Consider the following 19,800-nt stretch of genomic DNA (forward strand, 5'->3'; position numbering starts at 1 on the left):
GGGTGGGCCGCGGGATTGTCACCCTCGGGAAGCCGACTTCCGCTAGTCTGCGTCGCGATGGCCGGTAACGTTCGGCCCCCCGATTCGGGGGCTTCTCCGCACATGGCAGCGTCCTCGGCGCAGCCGTCGATCGTCGTGGGCCCCGCGACGACGAACCTCACCGGGATCGGCTCCGCGGCCACCGGATACGGATCGGCCGATTCCTTCGTCGCGGGCGTCGCCGCCGCCCAGCGCGTCTGCCCGACGTGCAACAGCCGCTTTCCGGGCGAGTACAAGGTCTGCCCGAAGGACGGCGCGGAGCTCCAAGAGGAGAACCAGGACGAGCTCGTCGGCCAGACCCTGCGCGAGTCGTACACCATCGTCCGCGTGATCGGCGAAGGCGGCATGGGCCGCGTCTACGAGGCGCGCCACACGCGCATCGGCTCGAAGCGCTTCGCCATCAAGATGCTGCACCCGGAGTACGCGCGTCAGCCCGACGTGCTCTCCCGCTTCCAGCGCGAGGCCGAGGCCGCGGCGCAGATCAAGAGCCCCCACGTCATCGACGTCTACGACATCGATCGCACGGCCGACGGGCGCCCCTTCATCATCAGCGAGCTGCTCGACGGCAAGGAGTTCGCCGACCTGCTCACGCAGAGGGGCAAGATGGCCGTGCCGCAGGCGGTGCGGATCGTCCGCCAGGTCTGCAAGGCGCTCGCCGCCGCGCACGCGAAGGGCGTCGTCCATCGCGACATGAAGCCGGAGAACGTCTTCCTCATCGGCGACCTGAACCGCCCTACGGCGAAGGTGATCGACTTCGGCATCTCGAAGGTCGAGGACAACGCGACGGGCAAGGCGCTCACGCGCACGGGCATGATCATGGGCACGCCCGCGTACATGGCGCCCGAGCAGGCGCGTGGTCACCGCGTCGACCACCGCGCCGACATCTACGCCGTCGGCGCGATGCTCTACTGCGCGCTCACGGGCAAGCGTCCCTTCGATCACGGCGATCCCGCGGCGACGCTCATGGCCGTGCTCTCCGAGGATCCGCAGCGGCCGCGCGCGCTCGAGCCGAGCATCCCCGAGACGCTGGAGATGGTCATCCAGCGCGCGATGGCCAAGGAGCCGGACGCTCGTCACCAGAGCATGGCCGAGCTCGACGCCGATCTCGCGCCCTGGGACACGGAGGAGCCAGCCAGCGCCGCGATGGTCCCCGTCGGGGATGCGACCGCGACCGGCACCGCGGCGCGCCCGTCTGCGCTCTTCATCAAGCAGCAGCAAGAGGCCACGATGGCGCGGCCGATGCTCGTGCTCATGACGGCGCTCGGCATCTTCTTCACGCTCGGCGGCCTCATCACGACCGCGGCGTCCATCTTCCGCATCACGCGCGGCGGCGGCGCGACGGCGAACCTGACGGTCTCGGAGTCCGTCCTGCTCTTGCTCCTCATCCCGGTCGCGCTCGCGACGCCGATCATCCTGTTCATCCGCCACATGCGGAAGGCGGTCTGGGCCAACACGGTGAAGGCGATCGAGCTGCTCGGGCGGCTGCGTCGACCGGTGGTCGTGGGCCTGTGCGCCTACGGGTTCGGCTCGATGCTCGTGCGGCTCATCGAGTCCGTGCTGCTCCGGCGCGCGGTCGGCGTGGCGTGGCCCGTGTGGGACGTGCTCCTGCTCGTCATCGCGCTCTTCGCGGCGCTGATCGCGCACCTGATGCTCGACGGCGACAGCAAGAAGGCGGTCTAGCGGCCTGTGGAATTATCGTCGCGAGCGCCCCGAAGCTAGGGCGACGGAGCGAGGAATCCTGAAGGATTTCGAGCGATGTCGACCGACGATTCGGGGCGCGCAGCAGATAAGTCCATAGGCTGCTAACGCCTGCCACCACGTCCGCGGGGCGGCGGGGGCGGCGGCATGACGAGCGCATCCACGCTGCCGAGGCCCTGAGCGCGATCGAGGTAAGCCTGGAGCATCACGGCGGCGGCCATCCCGTCGATGACGCCTTTTTGCCGCTTGGCCGAGGTGCCGCCCTCCCGGAGCTTCCGGGCCGCCTCCACGGTCGTCCAGCGCTCGTCGAAGAACTCCACGGGCACGCCAGTGGCCTGGCTGATCTCCTGGGCCAGGTCCGCGGCGCGCGTGGCCATCGGGCCGTGCGCGCCGGACATGTCGAGCGGCAGGCCGACCAGGAAGAGCCCCACCCCTTCCTCGCGGGCGAGCTCGCCAAGGGCGCGAATCAGCGCCTTTTTGTCGCGCCCGTCGAGCGGGGGCCGGGGGTGCGCGAGCAGGCCGAGCTCGTCGGCGATCGCCACGCCCACCCGGGCCTTGCCCAGGTCGAGCGCACATGTTCGCGGGGGGTTTTGGGGCACGGCTCCGCTTGCCGGAGCGGAGCCCCCATCGTTCGGGTTCGGGGGACGGCCAGGACGCTCTCCCATACCCGAGACAAGGGAGGACAGACCCCGTCGTACGTCAAGAGGTCGGCAGAGCTTGACCCTCATCGGCTCTCCGACCATAAGCCGCGGCGGACATGGAACTTCGCGCGGTCAAGGGGATGAACGACATCCTGCCGGACGAGGCGGCGCGCTGGCAGCGCCTCGAGCAGGCGTTCCGCGAGCACGTCGCTCGGTACGGCTACGACGAGGTGCGCACGCCGATCCTCGAGCACACCGCGCTCTTCTCGCGGCAGATCGGCGAGACGACCGACGTCGTGGAGAAGGAGATGTACTCGTTCGCGCGTCACGGCGACGAGCTCACCGTGCGCCCCGAAGGCACGGCCGGCGCGGCGCGCGCGTACGTCGAGCACAAGACTCACACGAAAGAGCCCGTCTCGCGCTGGTACTACCTCGGCCCGATGTTCCGCGGCGAACGCCCCGCGAAGGGCCGCTACCGGCAGTTTTATCAGGCGGGCTGCGAGCTCTACGGCGACGCGGGTCCGCTCGCCGACGCCGAGATGATCGAGATGATCCTCTCGCTCCTGAGCACTGGGCTCGGCATCGGCAACATCGAGGTGCGGCTGAACTCGCTCGGCGCGTCGGGCACGCGTGCGCGGTATCGCGACGCGCTCGTCGCGTACTTCACGCCGATGAAGGACAAACTCTCCGAGGACTCGCAGCGCCGGCTGGAGAAGAACCCGCTGCGCATCCTCGACTCGAAGGATCCGCGTGATCGCGAAGCCTCGAAGGGCGCGCCCTCGATCCTCGAGCTGCTCGACGAGGCCGACGCCGCGCACTTCGCGGGCGTGCGCCGCCACCTCGACGCGCTCGACGTGCGGTACGTCGTCGACCCCACGCTCGTGCGCGGACTCGACTATTACACGCGCACGCTCTTCGAGTTCGTCACGACCACCGGCGATCTCGGCGCGCAGAGCACGGTCGTCGGCGGAGGCCGCTACGACAACATGGTCGAGGGACTCGGCGGCCCGAGCGTGCCCGCGATCGGCTTCGCGATGGGCATCGAGCGGCTGCTCACGTTGATGCCCGGCGAGGCCTCGCGCGAGCGCCCTGCGATCTACGTCGCGCCGCTCTCGGATGCGTGCACGAGCCGCGCGCTCGTTCTCGGCCGCGACCTCCGCGCGCGCGGCGTGCGTGTCGAGGTCGACGGACGCGGCGGACGCCTCAAGGCGATGCTCCGCCGCGCCGATTCGCTCGGCGCGAAGCTCTGTGTGATCCTCGGCGACGGCGAGCTCGAACGGGGCATCGTGTCGGTCAAGGAGCTCGCGGCTCACAAGCAGGACGAGGTACCGCTCGCGGATGCGGCGGACGTCCTCGCGGCGCGGGCGCGGGCCGAGGTTTCTCCTCCGCCGGGCGAGGCGCGGTGAGCGTCCTTCGAAGGCGTGGCGCCTCGCTGGCCTCTCTCTTGATCGCGGCGCTCGTCGCGGTCCCTGGGGTCGCGCTCGCGCAGGGCGGCATGGGCCCGGGTGGCCCTGGGGGCCCTGGGGGTCCACCTCCGTCGCAGGGCCGCCCCAAGCAGCCGCCGCCGGACCAGCCGCAGACGCACGCCGCCTCCGGCGCCGAGGACTCCCCGCAGATGCAGACGCAGGAGCCTTCGCTTCCGCAGGATCCGCTGGCGGTCCCGCCGGCCGTGGCGAAGCGCCTCGGCACGAGCACCGATCCGGAGGCGACGCCGCCGCTTTCGCCGTCCGAGCGCCGCTTTTATGGCCTGTGGTATTCGGAGAAGAGCCCGAAATACGAATTTCGCACGCTCTTCCCCCTGTGGGCCGAGTGGAAAAAGCCGCAAGAGAAGGACCGCGCCAGCCTCTTCGGCCTCTTTTATTACAACCGTCGCAGCCCCAAGGCCGACGCCGACGTCCTTTTCCCGCTGTTCTGGCGCCTCCGTGACGGCCAGACCCGCACGACGGTCGTCGGCCCGTACGTGCACCAGGAGCGCGAGGCCACGGCGAAGCAGCCGGCGAGCCACATGAACCTCCTGCCCCCGCTCTTCTTCGAGGGGAAGACGGGGACGAAGAGCTACCTGCACATCCCGCCGCTGCTCACGTTCACGCAGCACACGGATCACGACGGCCTCGACATCGTCGGCCCGATGTTCTGCAAATGGAAGGGCGGCCCCGCGTGCGACACGCGCACCGCCGACGACATCGACCTCGGCGTCGCGCCCCTTTATTTCTACGGCCGGAACGAGACGACCGAATACGAGGTCATCCCGCCGCTCCTCCATTACTATCGTTACAACGAGATCGGCGAGAGCTGGCTCAACGTCTGGGGCCCCTACATCCGCCGCCACGACAGCGAAGGCGACAGCCGCCACATCGTGCCGTTCTACTGGCATACGTGGGGCAAGAACAAGGAACACCTCACGGTCTTCCCGTTCTTTCATTATGGCTACGAGGGCAACGCCTCGCGCCTCGTGACGCCGCTCTTCTGGTGGGAGCGCGGCGAGAAGGGCGAGAAGACGTTCGCGACCTGGGGCTATGCTCATTACAAGGGCCGCACCGAGCTCGAGATGATCACGCCGCTCTACTGGCATTATCGTGATCCGGACATCGGGCTCGATCGGAAGCTCTTCTTGCCGTTCTTCTACAAGGGCGAATCGCCGCGCGGCAAGGAGCTCGCGATCTTCCCCTTCTATGGCCGGTTCCAGCGATACGGCCTCAGCGACGAGACCTGGGTCACGCCTCTCTTCCGCTATCGCACGGACACCACGGGCTGGGCGGCGAACTTCTTCCCCATCTTCCACATGGGGCGCACGAATCAATCGTCGCACCTCGTGCTCGCGCCGTTCGTGTGGGATTTCGCCTCGCCGACGTCGCGCGCGACCGTCGTGCTCCCGGGCTTCTTCCGCTTCGCCGACCAGGACGGCGTCTCGCAGCTCGCGCTGAACACGTTCTATCGCGAGAAGAAGGTCCCGGGCGGCTCCGAATGGGAATTCCACTTCTTCCCGTTCTTCTCGTACGGACAATCGCCCGTCGGCCACTGGTGGAACGTCCTCTACGGTTTGGCGGGGTATACGCGCGAGGGGACGATGTCCAAGATGCGGCTCGCCTATATCCCGATCACGCTCAGCAAATAGCTCGGCCACGCGAGGCCTTTCCGCGCTGCGAATGGCGTGGTAACGTAGGCGTGTGCTCGCTTTTCGTCGCGTGCTCACGCTGGGAATCGCGGTCGCCTCGCTCCTCGTGACCCGGGAGGAGGCGCAGGCGGCGCCGTGCGGGCGGGTCCGATTCGTCACGGTCTACGATTCGCACGGCCTCACGGCGTTCGGCGACCGGCTCGACGGCTGGCTCCTCTCGCAAAAAGACGCCGAGCTCGAGAGCTACACGCTCGGCGGCGCGTCGACGGAGTGGCTCATCGCCGCGAAGGTGTCGCTGCGCGGCTACCATTACCATAGCTGTGACAAATCGCCGATCCTCGCGCGGGTCCGGCTGCCCGAGCGCAAACTGCGCGCGCCGACGCTCGACGAATTGCTCGCGCCGCCCGCCACGTACGAAAAGCAGGTCGTGCTCGTCGGGCTCGGCAGCAACATGCCCGGGGAGCCTTCGCTCCAGGTCGGAAGCGTCGAGCAGACGATCCGGCGAATCAAGTCGCACCCGAATACCGTCTGCATCTGGATCGGGCCGCCCTCGATGCGAAAATGGTCGCCGGGCTTCGGCGACAAGGTCTACGCGATGCTACGCGCCGGCATCAAGGCCGCCGAGGACGATCCGAAGGCCGCGCCCGCCTGTCACCTCATCGACAGCCGCAAGCTCTCGTCCTATCCCGACGGCGGCGACGGCTGGCATTACGGATTTTTCCCGGCCGGCATCGAGGCTGCCACGAAATGGGCGGACGGCGTCACCGGCGAGCTCGAAAAGATCCTCCGCGCAACGCGCAACGCGCCCGCTCCGGTGGCCAAAAACGAGGCAAGCACGCGGCGGTCGCCGTTGTCGACGCCCAGCCCCTGACGCGATTCAAGCGCGCCCGGTCGGCAGCCCCTTTCGCCGGACGCGTTGTTTCATCGCGAACGAGATCCCGTCCTCCAGGATGGACCGCGTCGTGATGCGCCCGAAATCCACCTGGAGCTCCACGAGCGTCCGCGCGACCTCCGGGCCGATGCCCACGAGCACGCACTGGCAGCCGAGCAGCTCCGCCGCTTGCACCGCGCGCGCGAGGTGCGCCGCGACCGACGTGTCGAACGTCGGGACACCCGTCACGTCGAGGATCACGATCTCGGCCCCCCGCTCGTGAATCGCGCCGAGCAACGTCTGCAGCGCGCGTTCGGCCCGTCGATCGCTGATCTCGCCGACCAGCGGCATGAGGAGCACGCCCCGCCCGACCTGGAGCACCGGCATGCTCATTCGGTCGAGCATCGTGGTCTGCGCCTCGATGACCACGCGTTGCTCGCGGTTCTCCGCTTCGAGCCGCTCGGCCCGTTGCAGGCGCTCCTTCATCATCGTGATGTCGGTGACGATGCCGCAGAGGCCCACCACCTCGCCGCCGACGTTCCGCAGCGGGAACTTGCGCGTCCAGATCGTGCGCGTCACGCCGTCCGAGCTCGTGGCGAGCTCCTCGTTCTCGTTCGGCTGACCGCTGTGGAACACGACATTGTCGAAGTGCCAGAAGACCTCGGCCTGTTCCCTCGGCATGAAGTCGGGATCACTCGCGCCGATCAGCACCTCGTACGGCTGACCGACCAGGCGGCAAAACCCCTGGTTGCAGGCGATCAAGCGGTGATCGCGGTCCTTGACGAAGATGGGATCGGGGATCGTGTCGAGCACGAGCTGGAGGAGCAGGAACGTCTTCCAGTCGGTTCGCTCGATGCTCGGAAGGAGGAATGCCGCGCCGCTCACGATGCCCCCCTCCCCCCTTCAGCCCGTGATCCCCCAGGCCTCGGCGAGCTCGCGCGTCTCTACGTGCTCGGGGATCGCGACGAACGTCCGCCGCGCGTCCGGATCCGTGATCGTCGCGGTGCGACGCTCGATCTCCTGCAGCGCCTCCACGATCACGGCGCGCGCCTCGTCCACCTGGCCAGCTGCCTGAAGCGCGCGCGCAAGGATCAGCCGCACGAGCCCCTCGCCCTCTTCGAGCGCGCCCACTTCCGCGAGCAGCTTGCGCGACGCGCGCGCGTTCGCGAGCGCCTCCTCCACGTTGCCCACGGCGAGCAGCACCCGCGCGAGCGTCGCGTGCCCGTGGCAGAGGTACGGCGGCGCGACCGCGAGCCGATCGACCGCGCGCCGCGCCTCGGCCTCTGCCTCCACGAGGTCGCCCATCATCAGGTGGATCGTCGCGAGCTCGTCGCGGCCCACGCCTTCGAGCCGGCGATCGCCGTGCGCCGCGAACTCCGCGACGGCCTGCTCTTCGAGCGTTTTGGCCTCTTCGAGCCGGCCCATCCGCGCGAGCGCATACCCGAGGTCACGCTGCGCCGACGAGACGATGTGCTTCGCGCCCATGCGCTCGGCGTCCACGATCGCTGGAACGAGCGCCTTCTCCGCGCCGCTCCAGTCACCGACTTCGAGGCAGGAGGCGCCGTAGTTCGCGCGCTGCAGGCACGCGTTCCGCACGTCGCCGGCGCTCTCGAACCCCTCGGCCGAGAGCGCGAAGTACCGCGCGGACGCGCCCGTCTCGCCGACGAACGGCGCGCGGAACGCCCGCGCGCGCTCGCGCCAGCCCACCGCGAGCGGCTGCTGCGAGTCTCCCGCGAGCCTCTCGAGCTCCTTGAACAGCGACTCCGCGAGCTCGTTCTTGCCGAGCAAGAGCGCCGCCGTCGAGGTGCGCGAGAGCGCCGCGATGTGGCCGTCGCTCGCGGGCGCCTCCTGCACGCACGCGACCGTGAGCAGCGCGTCGCCGAGGACCTCGACGCGCTCCACGCTGCCGAGCTTGCCGAACACGCTCGCCATCTCGCCGACCGCGAAGAGCCACGGATCGCTGCCCGCGGGCAGGATGTGGATCGCCTCGAGGCCTCGCTCCTCGGCCTCGGCGAACTTGCCTTGCCAGCGATACGCCTCGGCCTGGCGCAGCCTGAGGCGTCCGAGCTCCTCGCCGTGCGCGCCGCAGGTGATCGCCCGCTCGCTCCGCGCGATCACGGCCTCGAAGTCGCTGCCTTCGAGCGCCGTCTCCGCCGCGCGCGCGTACCACGACGCCGCGCGGATCAGATCGCCGCCGCGCTCGTGGTGCTGCGCGAGCACCATCGCCTCGGTCTCGCCCACCGATTCGAGCCATGCGGCTGCGAGGCGATGGCCGAGCATGCGATCGGCGTCCGTGAGCGTCGCGTACGCCGCCTCGCGCACGAGCGCGTTGCGGAACGCGTGATCCTCCTGATCGAGGAACCTGCGCGAGGCTCGGCGCAGGACGAGCTCGCGCTCGACGAGCGTACCGAGCGCATCGCGCACCGACGCCTCTTTCTTCTCGCCGCCGACGAGCGCGGCCACGCCCGCGGGCCAGAAGACGTCGCCGAAGACGCTCGCGGCGCGGAGGGTGCGGCGCTCGACGGCTTCGAGCTCTTCGAGGCGCGCTTGCACCATCGCGAGCACCGTGCCGGGCAGCGCGTCGCCGCGGCCCGAGGCCACCGCGCGCACGATCTCTTCGAGGTAAAACGGATTGCCCGCTGCGCGCTCGACGATGCGCGCCGTGAGCTCCGGCGTGACGGTGTTGCCGAGCCAAACCTTGCAGAGCTGCTCGCTCGCGCGCCGCCCGAGGTCACCGAGGCGGACCTCCTGCATGCCGCGCTCCTCCCAGAGGCGCGGGAAGACACGCGAGATCTCCGGACGCGCGAGCGCGAGCACGCAGAGCGGCTTCTCCCGCGCGTGGCGCAGCGCCGCGTCGATGAGCCGCACCGTCGGCAGATCACCGAAATGCAGATCGTCGAGCAGGAGCAGCACGGGCTTGTTCGTGCACTCGGCGAAGAGCCAGTCCTCGAACGCGCGGCGCATCTGATCACCCATCAGCATCGCGTCGGCGCGCGCCGCGGCGAGCAGGTGGCTCCTCTCCGCGGGCAAACGCAGGCCGAGGATCTCGCCGAGGAAGACGGTCACGCGCACAACGTCGTCGGCCGGGACGCACGACGAGACACGCGCAAAGAGTTTCTCCTCCTGCACGGCCGCAAGCGCGCCGACCTCGATGTTCGCGGCGGCGCGGACGAGCTGCGCGAGCATGCCGAACGTCGAGCCCGCGGCCATCGGATCGCCGCGCGCGACCCACACTTCGGGATCGTGCCCCGCCGCGTCGAGCCTGCGCAGCACCTCCGTCGCGACGCGCGACTTGCCGACGCCCGCGGGCCCCGTCACGAGCGACACGCGCGCGATCGGCTCCGCGATGCTCTCCTCCATGAGCGCGACGAGCGTGCCGATCTCGCGCTCGCGCCCCACGCACGGGCTCGGCTTCCCGAGCAGCGTGCGCGCGGCATCCGCCCGCTCCCTCACAGCTTCGAGCACGCGCGTGACGCCCTCTTCCTGCACGTCGAAGCGCGCGTCGAGCAGGCCCGCCGTCACCTCGTCGACGAACACCCGCCCCTCCATACGCACGCCGTCCCGACGCGCCGCCGAGAGCGTACGCGCGGCCGACTCCGCGGCGTCGCCGACCGGGAGCTGCTGCGCCACGAGGCCACGCCCCGTCGCCACCGCGATCGGCACGCCTGGCAAGAGCTCGCGCATCGCCATCGCCGCTCGCGCGGCCCGCGCCGCGAGATCGATCGCGGCCGCGGCGCCCGTGAACACCGCGAGCAAGGAGCCGTCGACGAGCCGCTCGAGCTTGCCGCCGTACGCGGCCGCGACGCCGTTCAGATCATCGAGCGTGCCCGCGGTTCCGCTCACCACGTCGCCGCTCAGGCTCGGCAGGCTGCGACGCATGATCGCCTCGGCCATCATCCCCGGCGTGAGCGTCACGTCCGTCTCGGTGGCGTCACCGTCCGCGATCGTCTTCGAGAACGAGCTCGTCGCGAGCACGACGCAGAGGAGCTGCTGCTCGCGCACCGTGATCGCTGGCCGGCTCATCACGGACGAGTTCACGAGCCCGCTGCTCGGCGGCCCACCGGGCAGAGGCCCGAGTGCGTCGACCGCGGCGACGACCATCGATCCGTCGCGCGGCCGGCCCGCGGGATCCTTGCAGAGCATCGCCGTGACCAGCAGATCGAGCGCGGCCGGCGTCTCGCCGCGGATCGTGCGCACGCGCGGCGGCTCCTCGAACAGGATGCGCGAGAGCGTGGCCATGAGCTGCTCCGAGGCGAACGCGGGCCTGCCGGTCAAACACTCGAAGAGCATCGCGCCGAGGGAGAACACGTCGGCGCGCGCGTCGACGTCCTTGCGCCCTTGGGCTTGCTCGGGCGCCATGTACCCGGGCGTCCCGAGCAGCGTCCCCGTGCGTGTCGCGAGCGTCCGGCCGTAGCCGAGGCGCGCGATGCCGAAGTCGAGCAGCTTCGCCTCGTCGACGTCGCCGCGCGGCAGGAACACGTTGCTCGGCTTGACGTCGCGATGAACGATCCCGCGCGCGTGCGCGGCTCCGAGCGCGTCGGCCACGCGCCGCGCGAGCCGGATCGCCTCGTCGAGCGGCAGGCGGCCGCGCGCGAGACGGTCGGAGAGATCCTCGCCTTCGAGCCACTCCATGACGAGGAAGAGCTCTCCTGCGGGGAGCGACCCGTGCGACACGTACCGGACGATGCCTGGGTGCCGGAGCTCGGCGAGCAGGACGGCTTCGGCCGAGAAGCGCTCCATCTCGCGCACGTTGCGTCCACCGAGCACCTTGACCGCGACCACGGCGCCCGACTCGAGATCGCGCGCGCGGTAGATCGTGGCCATCCCGCCCGAAATCATGTGATCATCGAGCTCGAAGCGCGCGGCGACCCGCATCCCTGGCTTCAACATCGCCCCGGAATTCTATCCGGGCGGATGCGCGATCATCCAAGTCATTTCGCGGCGCTCCGTACACGTACCGGATCGACCGGGGCGGCTCGTGGTCAGGGCCGACTGCATGACAAGCGCGCCGCGAAAGCGCGCCTCCCCCCCTTGCTCGCGCACCTTCCGGCGGCGCATGATGCGTGCGCTCATGGGCCATTTTCTCATCGGTGACGCAGATTTCGAGTACCAGAGCTTCGCGACGTTCCCGCTCCTCGAGCACGTCCTCGGGGTCGGGCGGATGTTCTGCGCGCCGCGCTTCGAGCTCGTCGACGCGGAGGGCGAGCCGCTCGACGACGAGGACGCGTTCCTCGCGGAGCTCGGCGAATCCGCGCCGGAGCTCTTCTTGCCGTACGGCGAGGACCTCGTCAGCCTGCCCTCCACCGCGGATCTCGACCTCGTCCTCGGGCATCTGCTCGCGCGCGTCAGGCAAGCGGACGAACGCATCCGCGCGCTGCGGGGCAGCGGCCTTGAAGGCGCGCGCGTGCGCTGGTCGCTCCCCTTCGTGTGGGAGCTGCGCAAGGACGAGTGGGGCGCGCTGCTCGCGACGATCCAGGAGGCCCTGCCCGAGGGAACATCGCTCTCGCTCGAGTTTTTGCAGGCGGAGGCGACAGAAGAGCTTCTGGATCGGATCTTCGATCGGGATACGCGGCTCGGGCAGCTCCGGGCGGCCTTGTCGGAGACGCACGGCTTCGGCCTCGCGGCGCTGGCGTTCGCGGTCGCGCACGACATGCCGGCGTTCACGGTCGAGGACGAGCCGGTGTTTTACGAGTTCGACGAGGGAGGCGAGGCGCGGCGGTTCATGAACCGGCTCGAATCGACGGTGCTCGCGGCGCCGGAGGCGACCCGGATCGAGCAGATCGCCGTGTACGCGGATTCGGCGCTGCAAGCGCTCGAAGAGGAGCGGGTCACGGACGCGCTCGCGGACGCGCGGCAGGCGCGGGCGTGGACGTGGGGCGTGCGGGACGCGGCGGCGATCGCGGCGGCCTATCGCGCGAGCGCGACGGCGTGGCTCGAAGCGGGAGAGCTGGATCGCGCCATCACGGACGCGTCATGGGCGATTTACCTGGAGCCGGACGCGGACGCGTTCGATACGCGCGGGATCGCGCGGCACCTCGCGGGCGACGTGGAGGGGGCGATCGCCGATTACACGGCCTCGCTGGAGCTCGCGCCCGAGGCGGCGCGGGTGCTGTCGAATCGAGCGGAGGCGCATTTCGATCAGGGGAACGACGCGGCGTGCCTCGCGGACGCGGAGCAATCGATTGCGCTGGATCCCGAATACGCGACGGCGTTCGTGTGGCGAGGGCGGGCGCTTCTGCGGATGGGGCGCGCGGACGAGGCGAGAGCGGACGCGGAGCGAGGGGCGGAGCTCGGGGATGCGGCGTTGTGGGAGGAGATGGGGCGGGGCGGGGACTGAACGCCTGCGTGTTGGTGCTCCGGGGTCCTCCACCGGGCTCCGCGATGAACGCCCGGATCGAGCACATATCGGGGGTCATCGCGCGCAGGTTGCGCTTCAGCGACGCTCTCCCCTCCACAATCGGGCCATCGAGCCGCCTCGGTATCCTTCCCCGAGCTCGTTTATCGCCATGAGCATCCTCGTGGCCCCCGATCCACGTATCCTCGAGGCCCTTGAGCACGTCCGCAACGTTACCCACGAAGCCATTCAAGGATGTTCTGTTGAAGCTCGCCGGACAGCTGCCTGGCTATGAAATCGTTGAGTTTTTCAGGGTCGGCGTCGAAGCGGCGCGCTTCGCACCGCTCGGTCCAGGTCTCGTGGTCGCGAACGTTGTCGATCACGAAGAGGCCGATTCCGTGACGGGCTGCTTCCTCCTCGACCGGGATGATGCGCTCCTTCTGCCCGTCCGTGAGGGGGCCATCGGCCACGCAAAGCAGATACGCGCGCGTCGCGGAGCGGCGATGCGCAAGCGCTTCGTACACACCGGTAACGTCTAGCGCCTCTATGGTTTTCACCTCGAAGGTCGTGACATCGAGGAAGACACCAGGGATATACCGATAACGTGTCAACGATACCGCCGTGAGATCGGGGCGACTCCATCTGCCCCCCGTATCTCTTCTGCCTTGCTTTGCAGTGATCTCGACTTCAACGCGAGTGAAGCTGCGGTCCTTTGCCCACTGCGTGCGAAGGGTCTCGGCTAGAGCTTTATAGTATCGCTCCTCCCTGTTGTCGGGCGCCCTCTCGGCATCGCTCACCGGCGGTCGTCGATTCGAGCGCGCATCGGGCTGGGCGGGCATCGCCACGGGTGCATCGATCGGCGTCTCGGCCAAGCGGAGCGTGCCACCGCGACCGACACCGCGCACGACTTTGCCTGTATCAACCAAGCGGTCTCGAGCCGCAAAGTAACGGTCTTCGTCCCACCCCAACTTTTCGAGCAGCCTGGTCTTGCCGATTGTCGATCCGTCGACAGGCAGAAGGGCGAGAAGGCGTTCGTCATCCTTGACAGCGCCAGAACGGCGAATCGCCCCGCCACGACCGGCGCTCTTGAAGACTTGGCCCTTCGCTAGGAGCTGTTCACGTACTTCAAGGTATTTTTTTTCCGGCCACTTGAGCAGTCGCTGGAGGGTAGCGTTGCCGATGGCTGTGCCATCCTCGGGAACGTGACGGAGGAAATCCTCGAGATCACTCATACGAATTCACGCAGCTTTCGGCGGATGTCGGCCTGTACACGAACGCTAGCGGGTCGCTCCAAGGACGTCCACCTTCCGCGGTCACCCCGCCCCGCTCGCCTGCGCCACAAACCGCCCCCGACGGCAACCCCGAGCCGCTCCCCCGTTCCATCGCTCATCCCCGCCCCCTGCCCCGAGGCGCTCGCTCACGCGGTCGACCGCGCCCCCACCCTACCCCGAGTCGCTCCCCCCATGCGGCCGACCGCCCCCGAAGGCTGCTCCGACTCGCTCCCCCCTGCCGCCGACCGCCCCCCAGCATCACCCCCGGTCGCCCGAGCAAGCCGCCGACCTCATCTTCCGGTGTCCGTCTCACACGCTTCGCTTACACTCCCGCCCCATGTTGACCCTCACCTCCGTCAAGCTCGGTCTCCGCGACCTGCTCGACAAGCGCCGGCCGGACCTCGTCCTCTCGAAGGCCGGCACCTACTACGAACCCCAGCTCGAAGAGCAGCTCGCCGCGATCGAGACGCTCCCGCCCGCGCTCACCGGCGGCGCGCCCCACGCGGCGACGCTGGACGCGCTCAACGACACGCACGACGGATTCGGCGCCGCCATCTATTTCACGACCGAGGTGTATCTGCGATTGCCCGACGCGAACCCCCAGACCGTCGCCGCCGCCGAGCGGATCCGCGCCGCGTTCATTCCCCAAATGGCCGATCTTGGCGCGTCCTACGCCGTCCAGGCCGAGCGCGCCATCGAACGAAAACCCCTGCTCGTCTCCATGAAAGCCGACCTCGAACGTTTCCCCCTCGCGGACGGCGGCACGTTGCTCGACACAGCCAAAGGATTCCTCGAAGCAGGCGAGCAGATCCATCTCACGCTCAGCGACCGCGCCGACGTGCCCAAAGCCGCCCGGAAACAGGCCGCTCAGCTCCGCTCGTCGGCCGTCGGAGTGCTCGGGCGACTGCGAGACGATCTGGTCCGCGAGATCAAGAAAAACCCGGCGCTGCCCCGGGACCTCGAAGCAAAGGTGTTCGGGTACCTCGACACGCTCGAGGAGATGCAGCCATCCGGAAAGGCCCCGCCGCCCGGGGGCCCCTCCGGCGGCTGAGGTCACCGCCCCGGCCCGAGCGCCCGCCCGTGCCTCGTGACGACCTTCTGGATCACCGCGAGCGCATCCTCCGCGGAGAACGGCTTCTCCAGCACCGGCCGCCCCGACTCCGCGAGGAACCGCTCCACGTCGGCGCCGAAGCCGACGCCCGTCATGAACACGAAGCGCTTCGCGACCTCCGGTTTGTCCGCGGCGACCTTCTCGTAAAACGCCTCGCCGCTCATCCCGGGCATCCTGAGATCGCAGAGGATCACGTCGAACCGCTGCGTCGTGAGCGCCTCGAACGCGCCCTGCGCCCCGCCCGCCACCGAGACCTCGTGCACACGGCCGATCTCTTCCGCGAGCGCGCGCGCGAGCGGCGCCTCGTCCTCGACCACCAGCACACGCACGCCGCTCTTGATGGAGCGCGGCGGCGTCGACGGCATCGGCGGGATCGACGAGTCGCCTCTTCCTGCGGCAGGTAAAACGATCACGAAGCGCGCGCCGCGCGGCGGCTCTTCGCCCTCGATCGGGCTCTCGACGTAGATGCGGCCGCCGCTGCGCTCGATGATCTCGCGGCTGATCGAGAGCCCGAGGCCCGTGCCTGCGCCGGGCTCCTTCGTGGTGAAGAACGGATCCCAGATGCGATCGAGGATCTCCGGCGAGATCCCGACGCCCGTGTCCCGCACATCGATCTCCACCGTGCGTGGATCCTCGCTGCGCGTCGTGACCGTGACGGCGGGCTCGCCGGGCGCGTTGCGCGGGATCGCCTGCGCCGCGTTGACGAGCAGGTTCACGAGCACCTGCCCGAGCCGGCCCTCGTCGATGATGACCGGCGGCACATCGCCGAGGTCGCGGACGATCCGCGCGCGCTCGATGATCTGCCCCCGCGTGAGCGAGAGGGCGCTCTCGACGGTGCGGTTCACGTCGACCGCGATACGGCGCGTGCCGGCTGGCGCGCGGGCGAACATGCGGAGGTCACGGACGATGTCGACGATGCGCCGCGTGGAGTCGCGCAGCTCGCCGAGCATGTGGCGCACTTGCTCGGAGACGGTGGGGCCGAGATCGACGCCGGGGCCGTCGAGCATGCGGGCCATCATGTCGAGGCCGAGCAGGATGAACGCGGCGGGGTTGTTGATCTCGTGCGCGACGCCGGCGGCGAGCGTGCCGAGCGTGGAGAGGCGATCGGCCTGGATGAGGCGCGTGCGCGCGGCGTGCTCGACGCTCACGTCCATGAAGAGGCCCTCGATCGCGACGACCTCACCGCCCTTGCCGACGAGCGGGTAGATCGTGCCGCGCGCCGTGATCGCGTGCGCGCCGCGGCGCGCGAGGCGGGCCTCGTACGGCGAGGAGCGCATGCCCGCGCGGGCCCGGAGGACGGCCTCGTCGTACGCGGCGGCCCCCTCCTGATCGACGTGCACGCCGCACAAAAACCCGGGCGTCGCGAGCGCCTCGTCGAGCGGCACGCCGAGCAGACGCTCGGCGCAGTGGTTCAGATAGACGAGCTCGAGCGTCCTCGGATCGAGCCGGAAGATCACGAGCGGGGCGTTGTCGAGCAGCGTGCGGTGCTGCTCTTCGAGCTCGCGGATGCGCGCGAGGTGCGCGACCACCTCGCGCTCGCTCGCCTCCCACGCCGAGAGATCACGCAAGAGCGCGTGGCAGGCGACGAGCGCATCGTCCTCCACGGCCGTGATCGTCGCGGCCACGGGCAAACGTCGTGCTTCGCCTGCGGGCGTGCGCGTGACGAGCCCGAGGCGCGCGTCGGGCTGCGGCAAACCCACGGCCGGATCGGGCTCCGGATCGAGGAGAGATCCGATCTTCCGGCCGATGAGCTCCTCGCGCGTGTGGCCCGTGAGCGCGAGCGCGGCGGCGTTCGCGTCCGTCACGCGACCGCTCCGATCCCAGGCGAGCATCGCGTCCCCCGAGGTGTCGAGGATCATCGCGAGCCTTCGCTCCCGCGCGGAGCGGAGCGAACGCTCGATGCTCGCGCCGATGATGTCCGCGATCTCCTCGATGATGTCGACGGGCGCATGGCGCGCGGCGCCCGGCTCCGCGAAGGTCACGGAGAACGAGGCGAGCGGCCGCTTGCCGTCCGGCGAGCGCACGGGCACGGCCACGTAGGACCGGTAGCCGACCTCGCCGACCGAACGCTCGATCTCGTTGCCGAGGCGCGTGTCATCGCAGATGTACGGACGAACCTCGACGTAGACGCGCTGGTAGAAGTTCGGATCGAAAGGGATGCGGGCGCCGAAGCGGACGGTGCCGGGCAGGTTCGGATCGGCGTGGTCGGTGTAGAAGCGCTGGTAGCCCTCGTCGTCCGGCATGAGCACGGCGACCGAGGCGAACTTGATGTGCGCCGCGAGCGCGCGCGAGAGGTCCTCGAACGCCGCCGGCGCGAGCAGGCTCGGATGACGAGCCGCAACACGCAGCACGGCGTTGAGGACGACGAGTTTGTCCTGATCGGGCACCGATCCCTCCCTCATGGAAGCGCGTCCCCGGCCTTCGTGGCCTCGGGGACGGCCGGCGCGCGTGCGCCCGTGCAACGAGCATACAGGCTCGCCGCGGCCTCGCGGCGCGCGCGTGGCACGTCTCTCCGCGCGACGTAGGCGAGCGTCATCCGCTCGGCGGTCGGGCGGTCTTCGAGCGCGCAGGCCGTGACCAGGCGAAGGCGCTCGGCCTCGGCCGCGACCCGGCCGATCACGATCCGCCGCCCGAGCGCGCGATCGAGCCGCCGGGCGGCCTCGGCGAAATCACCGCTGCCCACGTACCCGCGCGCGAGCAGGTAGTCGGGCAAACCGTCGTCCGCCGAGCTCGTGGCCCAGGCGCCGAGCTCCTCCGCGGCGCGCACCTTGTCGGGCCCGCGGCCCTTCGTGCCCACGAGCAGCGCGACGATCGCGTCCTTGCCGCGCGGGTCCTGCGCGGCTTCGAGCTTCACGTCGAGGGTGCGGAGCTGATCCTCTTCGACGGTGCGGGACATGACCTCGCGATAATGCACCATCGCGCGCTCGTGATCGCCCTCCGCGAGCGCGAGGTCGCCGAGCTCCTCCAGCGCGCGGTCCCGGACGTGGCGGGGAAAACGCGCGTCGTCCGCGATCGCCTGGAGCTCGACCTTGCCGGCGTCGGGTTTGCCCAGGCGAACGAGGGCGCGGGCGATGGAGACGCGCGCGCCGCTCTCGCCCGGATCGAGCGCGAGGGCCTCGCGGAGCGCCTCGATCACGCCTTCATCGTCGCCGCGGGCCTTCTGCTCTTCGGCGCGCTTGCGGCAGGCGTCGACCACGTGCGGACAGCGCCGGCCGAAGATCCCGGGCCGCTCGAAGCGCGCGCGCGCCTGGGCCGCGGCCGCCTCGGGGAGCACCACGCGATCGAGATCCTCGTGGAACGCTCGTTCGAGCTCGTCCCAGCTCGCGCCCGTGATCTCCGGCAACGATCCGCCGCCGTACCACGCGCGCACCGCCGCGGCGCCGTGACGTTCCTTGACGAACCCCACGAACGCGCCGCTCGCCGTGTACGCGACGCTGGAGTTTTCCCCAAGAAACCCGAGCGCGAAGAGGCGCGAGAGCTTGGGCAGCTTGCCGAGGTCCTTCATGGCCTTCGCCCACTCGCGGGCCGAGAGCGCGCCCTCGTGCGGCGAGGTGGCGACGGCGATGCCCTCGATGAGGCCGGGGTTCGGCAAGAGGCCGCCGAGGCTGCCGGCGATGCGGAAGGGCCCGCGGCCGAAGGATCCGGCCATCACGTGCGCGATCTCGTGGCCGAGCACGGGGTGCGGGTAGCCGTTCTGCTGAACGTAGACTTCGCTCCGCCAGGGCTTGGCGATGTAGGTGTCCGCCGCGCCCATGAGCGCGCCTTTTTGCGCGGGATCGGCGAAGAGGTAGGCGGTGATCTTCGCGGGCCCCTTCGTCTCCAGCCACGCCTCCTGCGCCACGACGTGCGCGGTGCAGTCACGCGCGAAGCGGAGCGCGTCCTCGCGGGGCATGCCGCGCGGATAGACGACGTCGCAACGCTCGCTCTCGACCTTGCCGCCGAGCGTCTCGGCGATGCTCGCAGGCGTGTGCCAGTGCCCGAGGCGATGACCGAAGAACGTCATCCCGAGGCTCGCCGCGGCCGCGAACACGCCGAGCACGAGCGCGCTCGGCCGGCTGATCGAGCGGCGCGCGAGCTTTCCTTCGTCCGTGCGCACGAGGTGCGCCGCGAGCACGGCGCCCGCGAGAAGCGTCGCGGCCGAGCCGACGCGGTACGCGTAGAGCCCCGAAGCGTCGATGACCGTGTCGTAGAGGCTGCCGCTGAAGTAGCCGACGAACGGGTCGTACGCGAAGACCATCGGGCTCGTGTAGAAGCGGACGAGCGAGACGCCGACGGACGCGAGCGGCGCCGCGAGCGCGAGCAGCACCGCCGCGAGCCGCCTTCGCTTCACGCGCCCCGCGATCTCGCCCGCCGCCGCGCCAGAGGCGCCTGCGACGAGCGCGCCGACCCCGGGGCCGAGGGCGAACAGCACCGAGCCCGAGAGCGGATCACAAAACCCCGCGCGCAGGCCGTGGACGAGCGTCACGAGCCACGCGACGCCCGCCAAGAGCGCGCCCCGCGCGAGCCCCGAGGCGAACGCGTCGAACGGCGCCGGCCGCGCCTTGCTCGTCTCGAGCGCCGTCGTGATCGCCGCGACGCTCGGCACGACGAGGCCCGCGGCGAGCGCGCTCTCGTAGCCGGGCCCGTCGAAGAGCGGCAAGAAGCCGATCGCGCCCACGAGCAGCACGACCGCCCCGATCCCGATCGAGGACGGCCGTGCGCTCACGAATGCTTTGAGATG

12 protein-coding genes are annotated in these 19,800 nt (G+C 70.0%); 6 read left to right on the forward strand and 6 right to left on the reverse strand.

Annotation, left to right across the window (positions count from 1 at the left end):
• Window positions 1-102: 102 nt before the first annotated feature.
• Complete coding sequence (locus QHF83_RS06870) at window positions 103-1,719, forward strand: serine/threonine-protein kinase (RefSeq protein ID WP_282416948.1); 1,617 nt, start codon at window positions 103-105, stop codon at window positions 1,717-1,719.
• Between the two features lie 122 nt (window positions 1,720-1,841).
• Here QHF83_RS06870 and ruvX read toward each other — a convergent pair whose 3' ends face one another.
• Window positions 1,842-2,336 carry a Holliday junction resolvase RuvX gene (gene ruvX / locus QHF83_RS06875; protein WP_282416949.1) on the reverse strand — a complete coding sequence of 165 codons (495 nt, stop codon included), beginning with the start codon at window positions 2,334-2,336 and terminating at the stop codon, window positions 1,842-1,844.
• Window positions 2,337-2,494: 158 nt separating this feature from the next.
• Between ruvX and hisS the strand changes: the two genes are divergently transcribed.
• From hisS to QHF83_RS06890, 3 genes are read left to right on the forward strand one after another with little or no spacing between them, the layout of a single operon-like run.
• On the forward strand, window positions 2,495-3,784 hold the full coding sequence (hisS, locus tag QHF83_RS06880; protein WP_282416950.1) for a histidine--tRNA ligase: 1,290 nt from the start codon (window positions 2,495-2,497) through the stop codon (window positions 3,782-3,784).
• Window positions 3,781-5,493 (forward strand): hypothetical protein, encoded by a 1,713-nt coding sequence (locus QHF83_RS06885; protein WP_282416951.1) that lies wholly within the window; start codon window positions 3,781-3,783, stop codon window positions 5,491-5,493. Before hisS ends, QHF83_RS06885 begins: the two co-directional genes overlap by 4 nt.
• A gap of 52 nt (window positions 5,494-5,545) precedes the next feature.
• The gene (locus QHF83_RS06890) at window positions 5,546-6,364 is read left to right on the forward strand and encodes a hypothetical protein (RefSeq protein ID WP_282416952.1); all 819 of its coding nucleotides are present in this window, start codon (window positions 5,546-5,548) and stop codon (window positions 6,362-6,364) included.
• 6 nt (window positions 6,365-6,370) lie between these two features.
• Here QHF83_RS06890 and QHF83_RS06895 read toward each other — a convergent pair whose 3' ends face one another.
• Both QHF83_RS06895 and QHF83_RS06900 read right to left on the reverse strand, forming a co-directional pair.
• Window positions 6,371-7,249, reverse strand: a complete 879-nt coding sequence (locus QHF83_RS06895) for a PAS domain-containing protein (protein WP_282416953.1) — start codon at window positions 7,247-7,249, stop codon at window positions 6,371-6,373.
• Between the two features lie 18 nt (window positions 7,250-7,267).
• Window positions 7,268-11,254: a protein kinase gene (locus QHF83_RS06900; protein WP_282416954.1), complete on the reverse strand. Its 3,987-nt coding sequence runs from the start codon at window positions 11,252-11,254 to the stop codon at window positions 7,268-7,270.
• A 166-nt stretch (window positions 11,255-11,420) separates the two neighbouring features.
• Between QHF83_RS06900 and QHF83_RS06905 the strand changes: the two genes are divergently transcribed.
• A complete protein-coding gene (locus tag QHF83_RS06905; protein ID WP_282416955.1) occupies window positions 11,421-12,701 on the forward strand; it encodes a hypothetical protein in 1,281 nt (426 codons plus the stop codon).
• A 230-nt stretch (window positions 12,702-12,931) separates the two neighbouring features.
• On the opposite strand, the gene QHF83_RS06910 is transcribed toward QHF83_RS06905, so the two are convergent.
• A complete protein-coding gene (locus QHF83_RS06910; RefSeq protein WP_282416956.1) occupies window positions 12,932-13,930 on the reverse strand; it encodes a hypothetical protein in 999 nt (332 codons plus the stop codon).
• 376 nt (window positions 13,931-14,306) lie between these two features.
• Between QHF83_RS06910 and QHF83_RS06915 the strand changes: the two genes are divergently transcribed.
• Window positions 14,307-15,020, forward strand: a complete 714-nt coding sequence (locus QHF83_RS06915; protein ID WP_282416957.1) for a hypothetical protein — start codon at window positions 14,307-14,309, stop codon at window positions 15,018-15,020.
• Window positions 15,021-15,022: 2 nt separating this feature from the next.
• On the opposite strand, the gene QHF83_RS06920 is transcribed toward QHF83_RS06915, so the two are convergent.
• Together QHF83_RS06920 and QHF83_RS06925 are read right to left on the reverse strand one after the other, a co-directional pair.
• The gene (locus tag QHF83_RS06920; protein ID WP_282416958.1) at window positions 15,023-17,482 is read right to left on the reverse strand and encodes an ATP-binding protein; all 2,460 of its coding nucleotides are present in this window, start codon (window positions 17,480-17,482) and stop codon (window positions 15,023-15,025) included.
• The gene (locus tag QHF83_RS06925) at window positions 17,479-19,785 is read right to left on the reverse strand and encodes a hypothetical protein (protein ID WP_282416959.1); all 2,307 of its coding nucleotides are present in this window, start codon (window positions 19,783-19,785) and stop codon (window positions 17,479-17,481) included. Before QHF83_RS06925 ends, QHF83_RS06920 begins: the two co-directional genes overlap by 4 nt.
• Window positions 19,786-19,800: the final 15 nt, after the last annotated feature.

Source organism: Polyangium sp. 15x6 (assembly GCF_029960785.1).
In the GTDB taxonomy this organism is placed as follows: Bacteria; Myxococcota_A; Polyangia; order Polyangiales; family Polyangiaceae; genus Polyangium.

Excerpts from the sequence above, each read along its gene's own strand:
- QHF83_RS06870 (WP_282416948.1), top strand. The coding sequence starts at position 103 with ATGGCAGCGTCCTCGGCGCAGCCGTCGATCGTCGTGGGCCCCGCGACG.
- hisS (WP_282416950.1), top strand. The coding sequence starts at position 2,495 with ATGGAACTTCGCGCGGTCAAGGGGATGAACGACATCCTGCCGGACGAG.
- QHF83_RS06900 (WP_282416954.1), bottom strand. The coding sequence starts at position 11,254 with ATGTTGAAGCCAGGGATGCGGGTCGCCGCGCGCTTCGAGCTCGATGAT.
- QHF83_RS06905 (WP_282416955.1), top strand. The coding sequence starts at position 11,421 with ATGATGCGTGCGCTCATGGGCCATTTTCTCATCGGTGACGCAGATTTC.
- QHF83_RS06910 (WP_282416956.1), bottom strand. The coding sequence starts at position 13,930 with ATGAGTGATCTCGAGGATTTCCTCCGTCACGTTCCCGAGGATGGCACA.
- QHF83_RS06915 (WP_282416957.1), top strand. The coding sequence starts at position 14,307 with ATGTTGACCCTCACCTCCGTCAAGCTCGGTCTCCGCGACCTGCTCGAC.
- QHF83_RS06920 (WP_282416958.1), bottom strand. The coding sequence starts at position 17,482 with ATGAGGGAGGGATCGGTGCCCGATCAGGACAAACTCGTCGTCCTCAAC.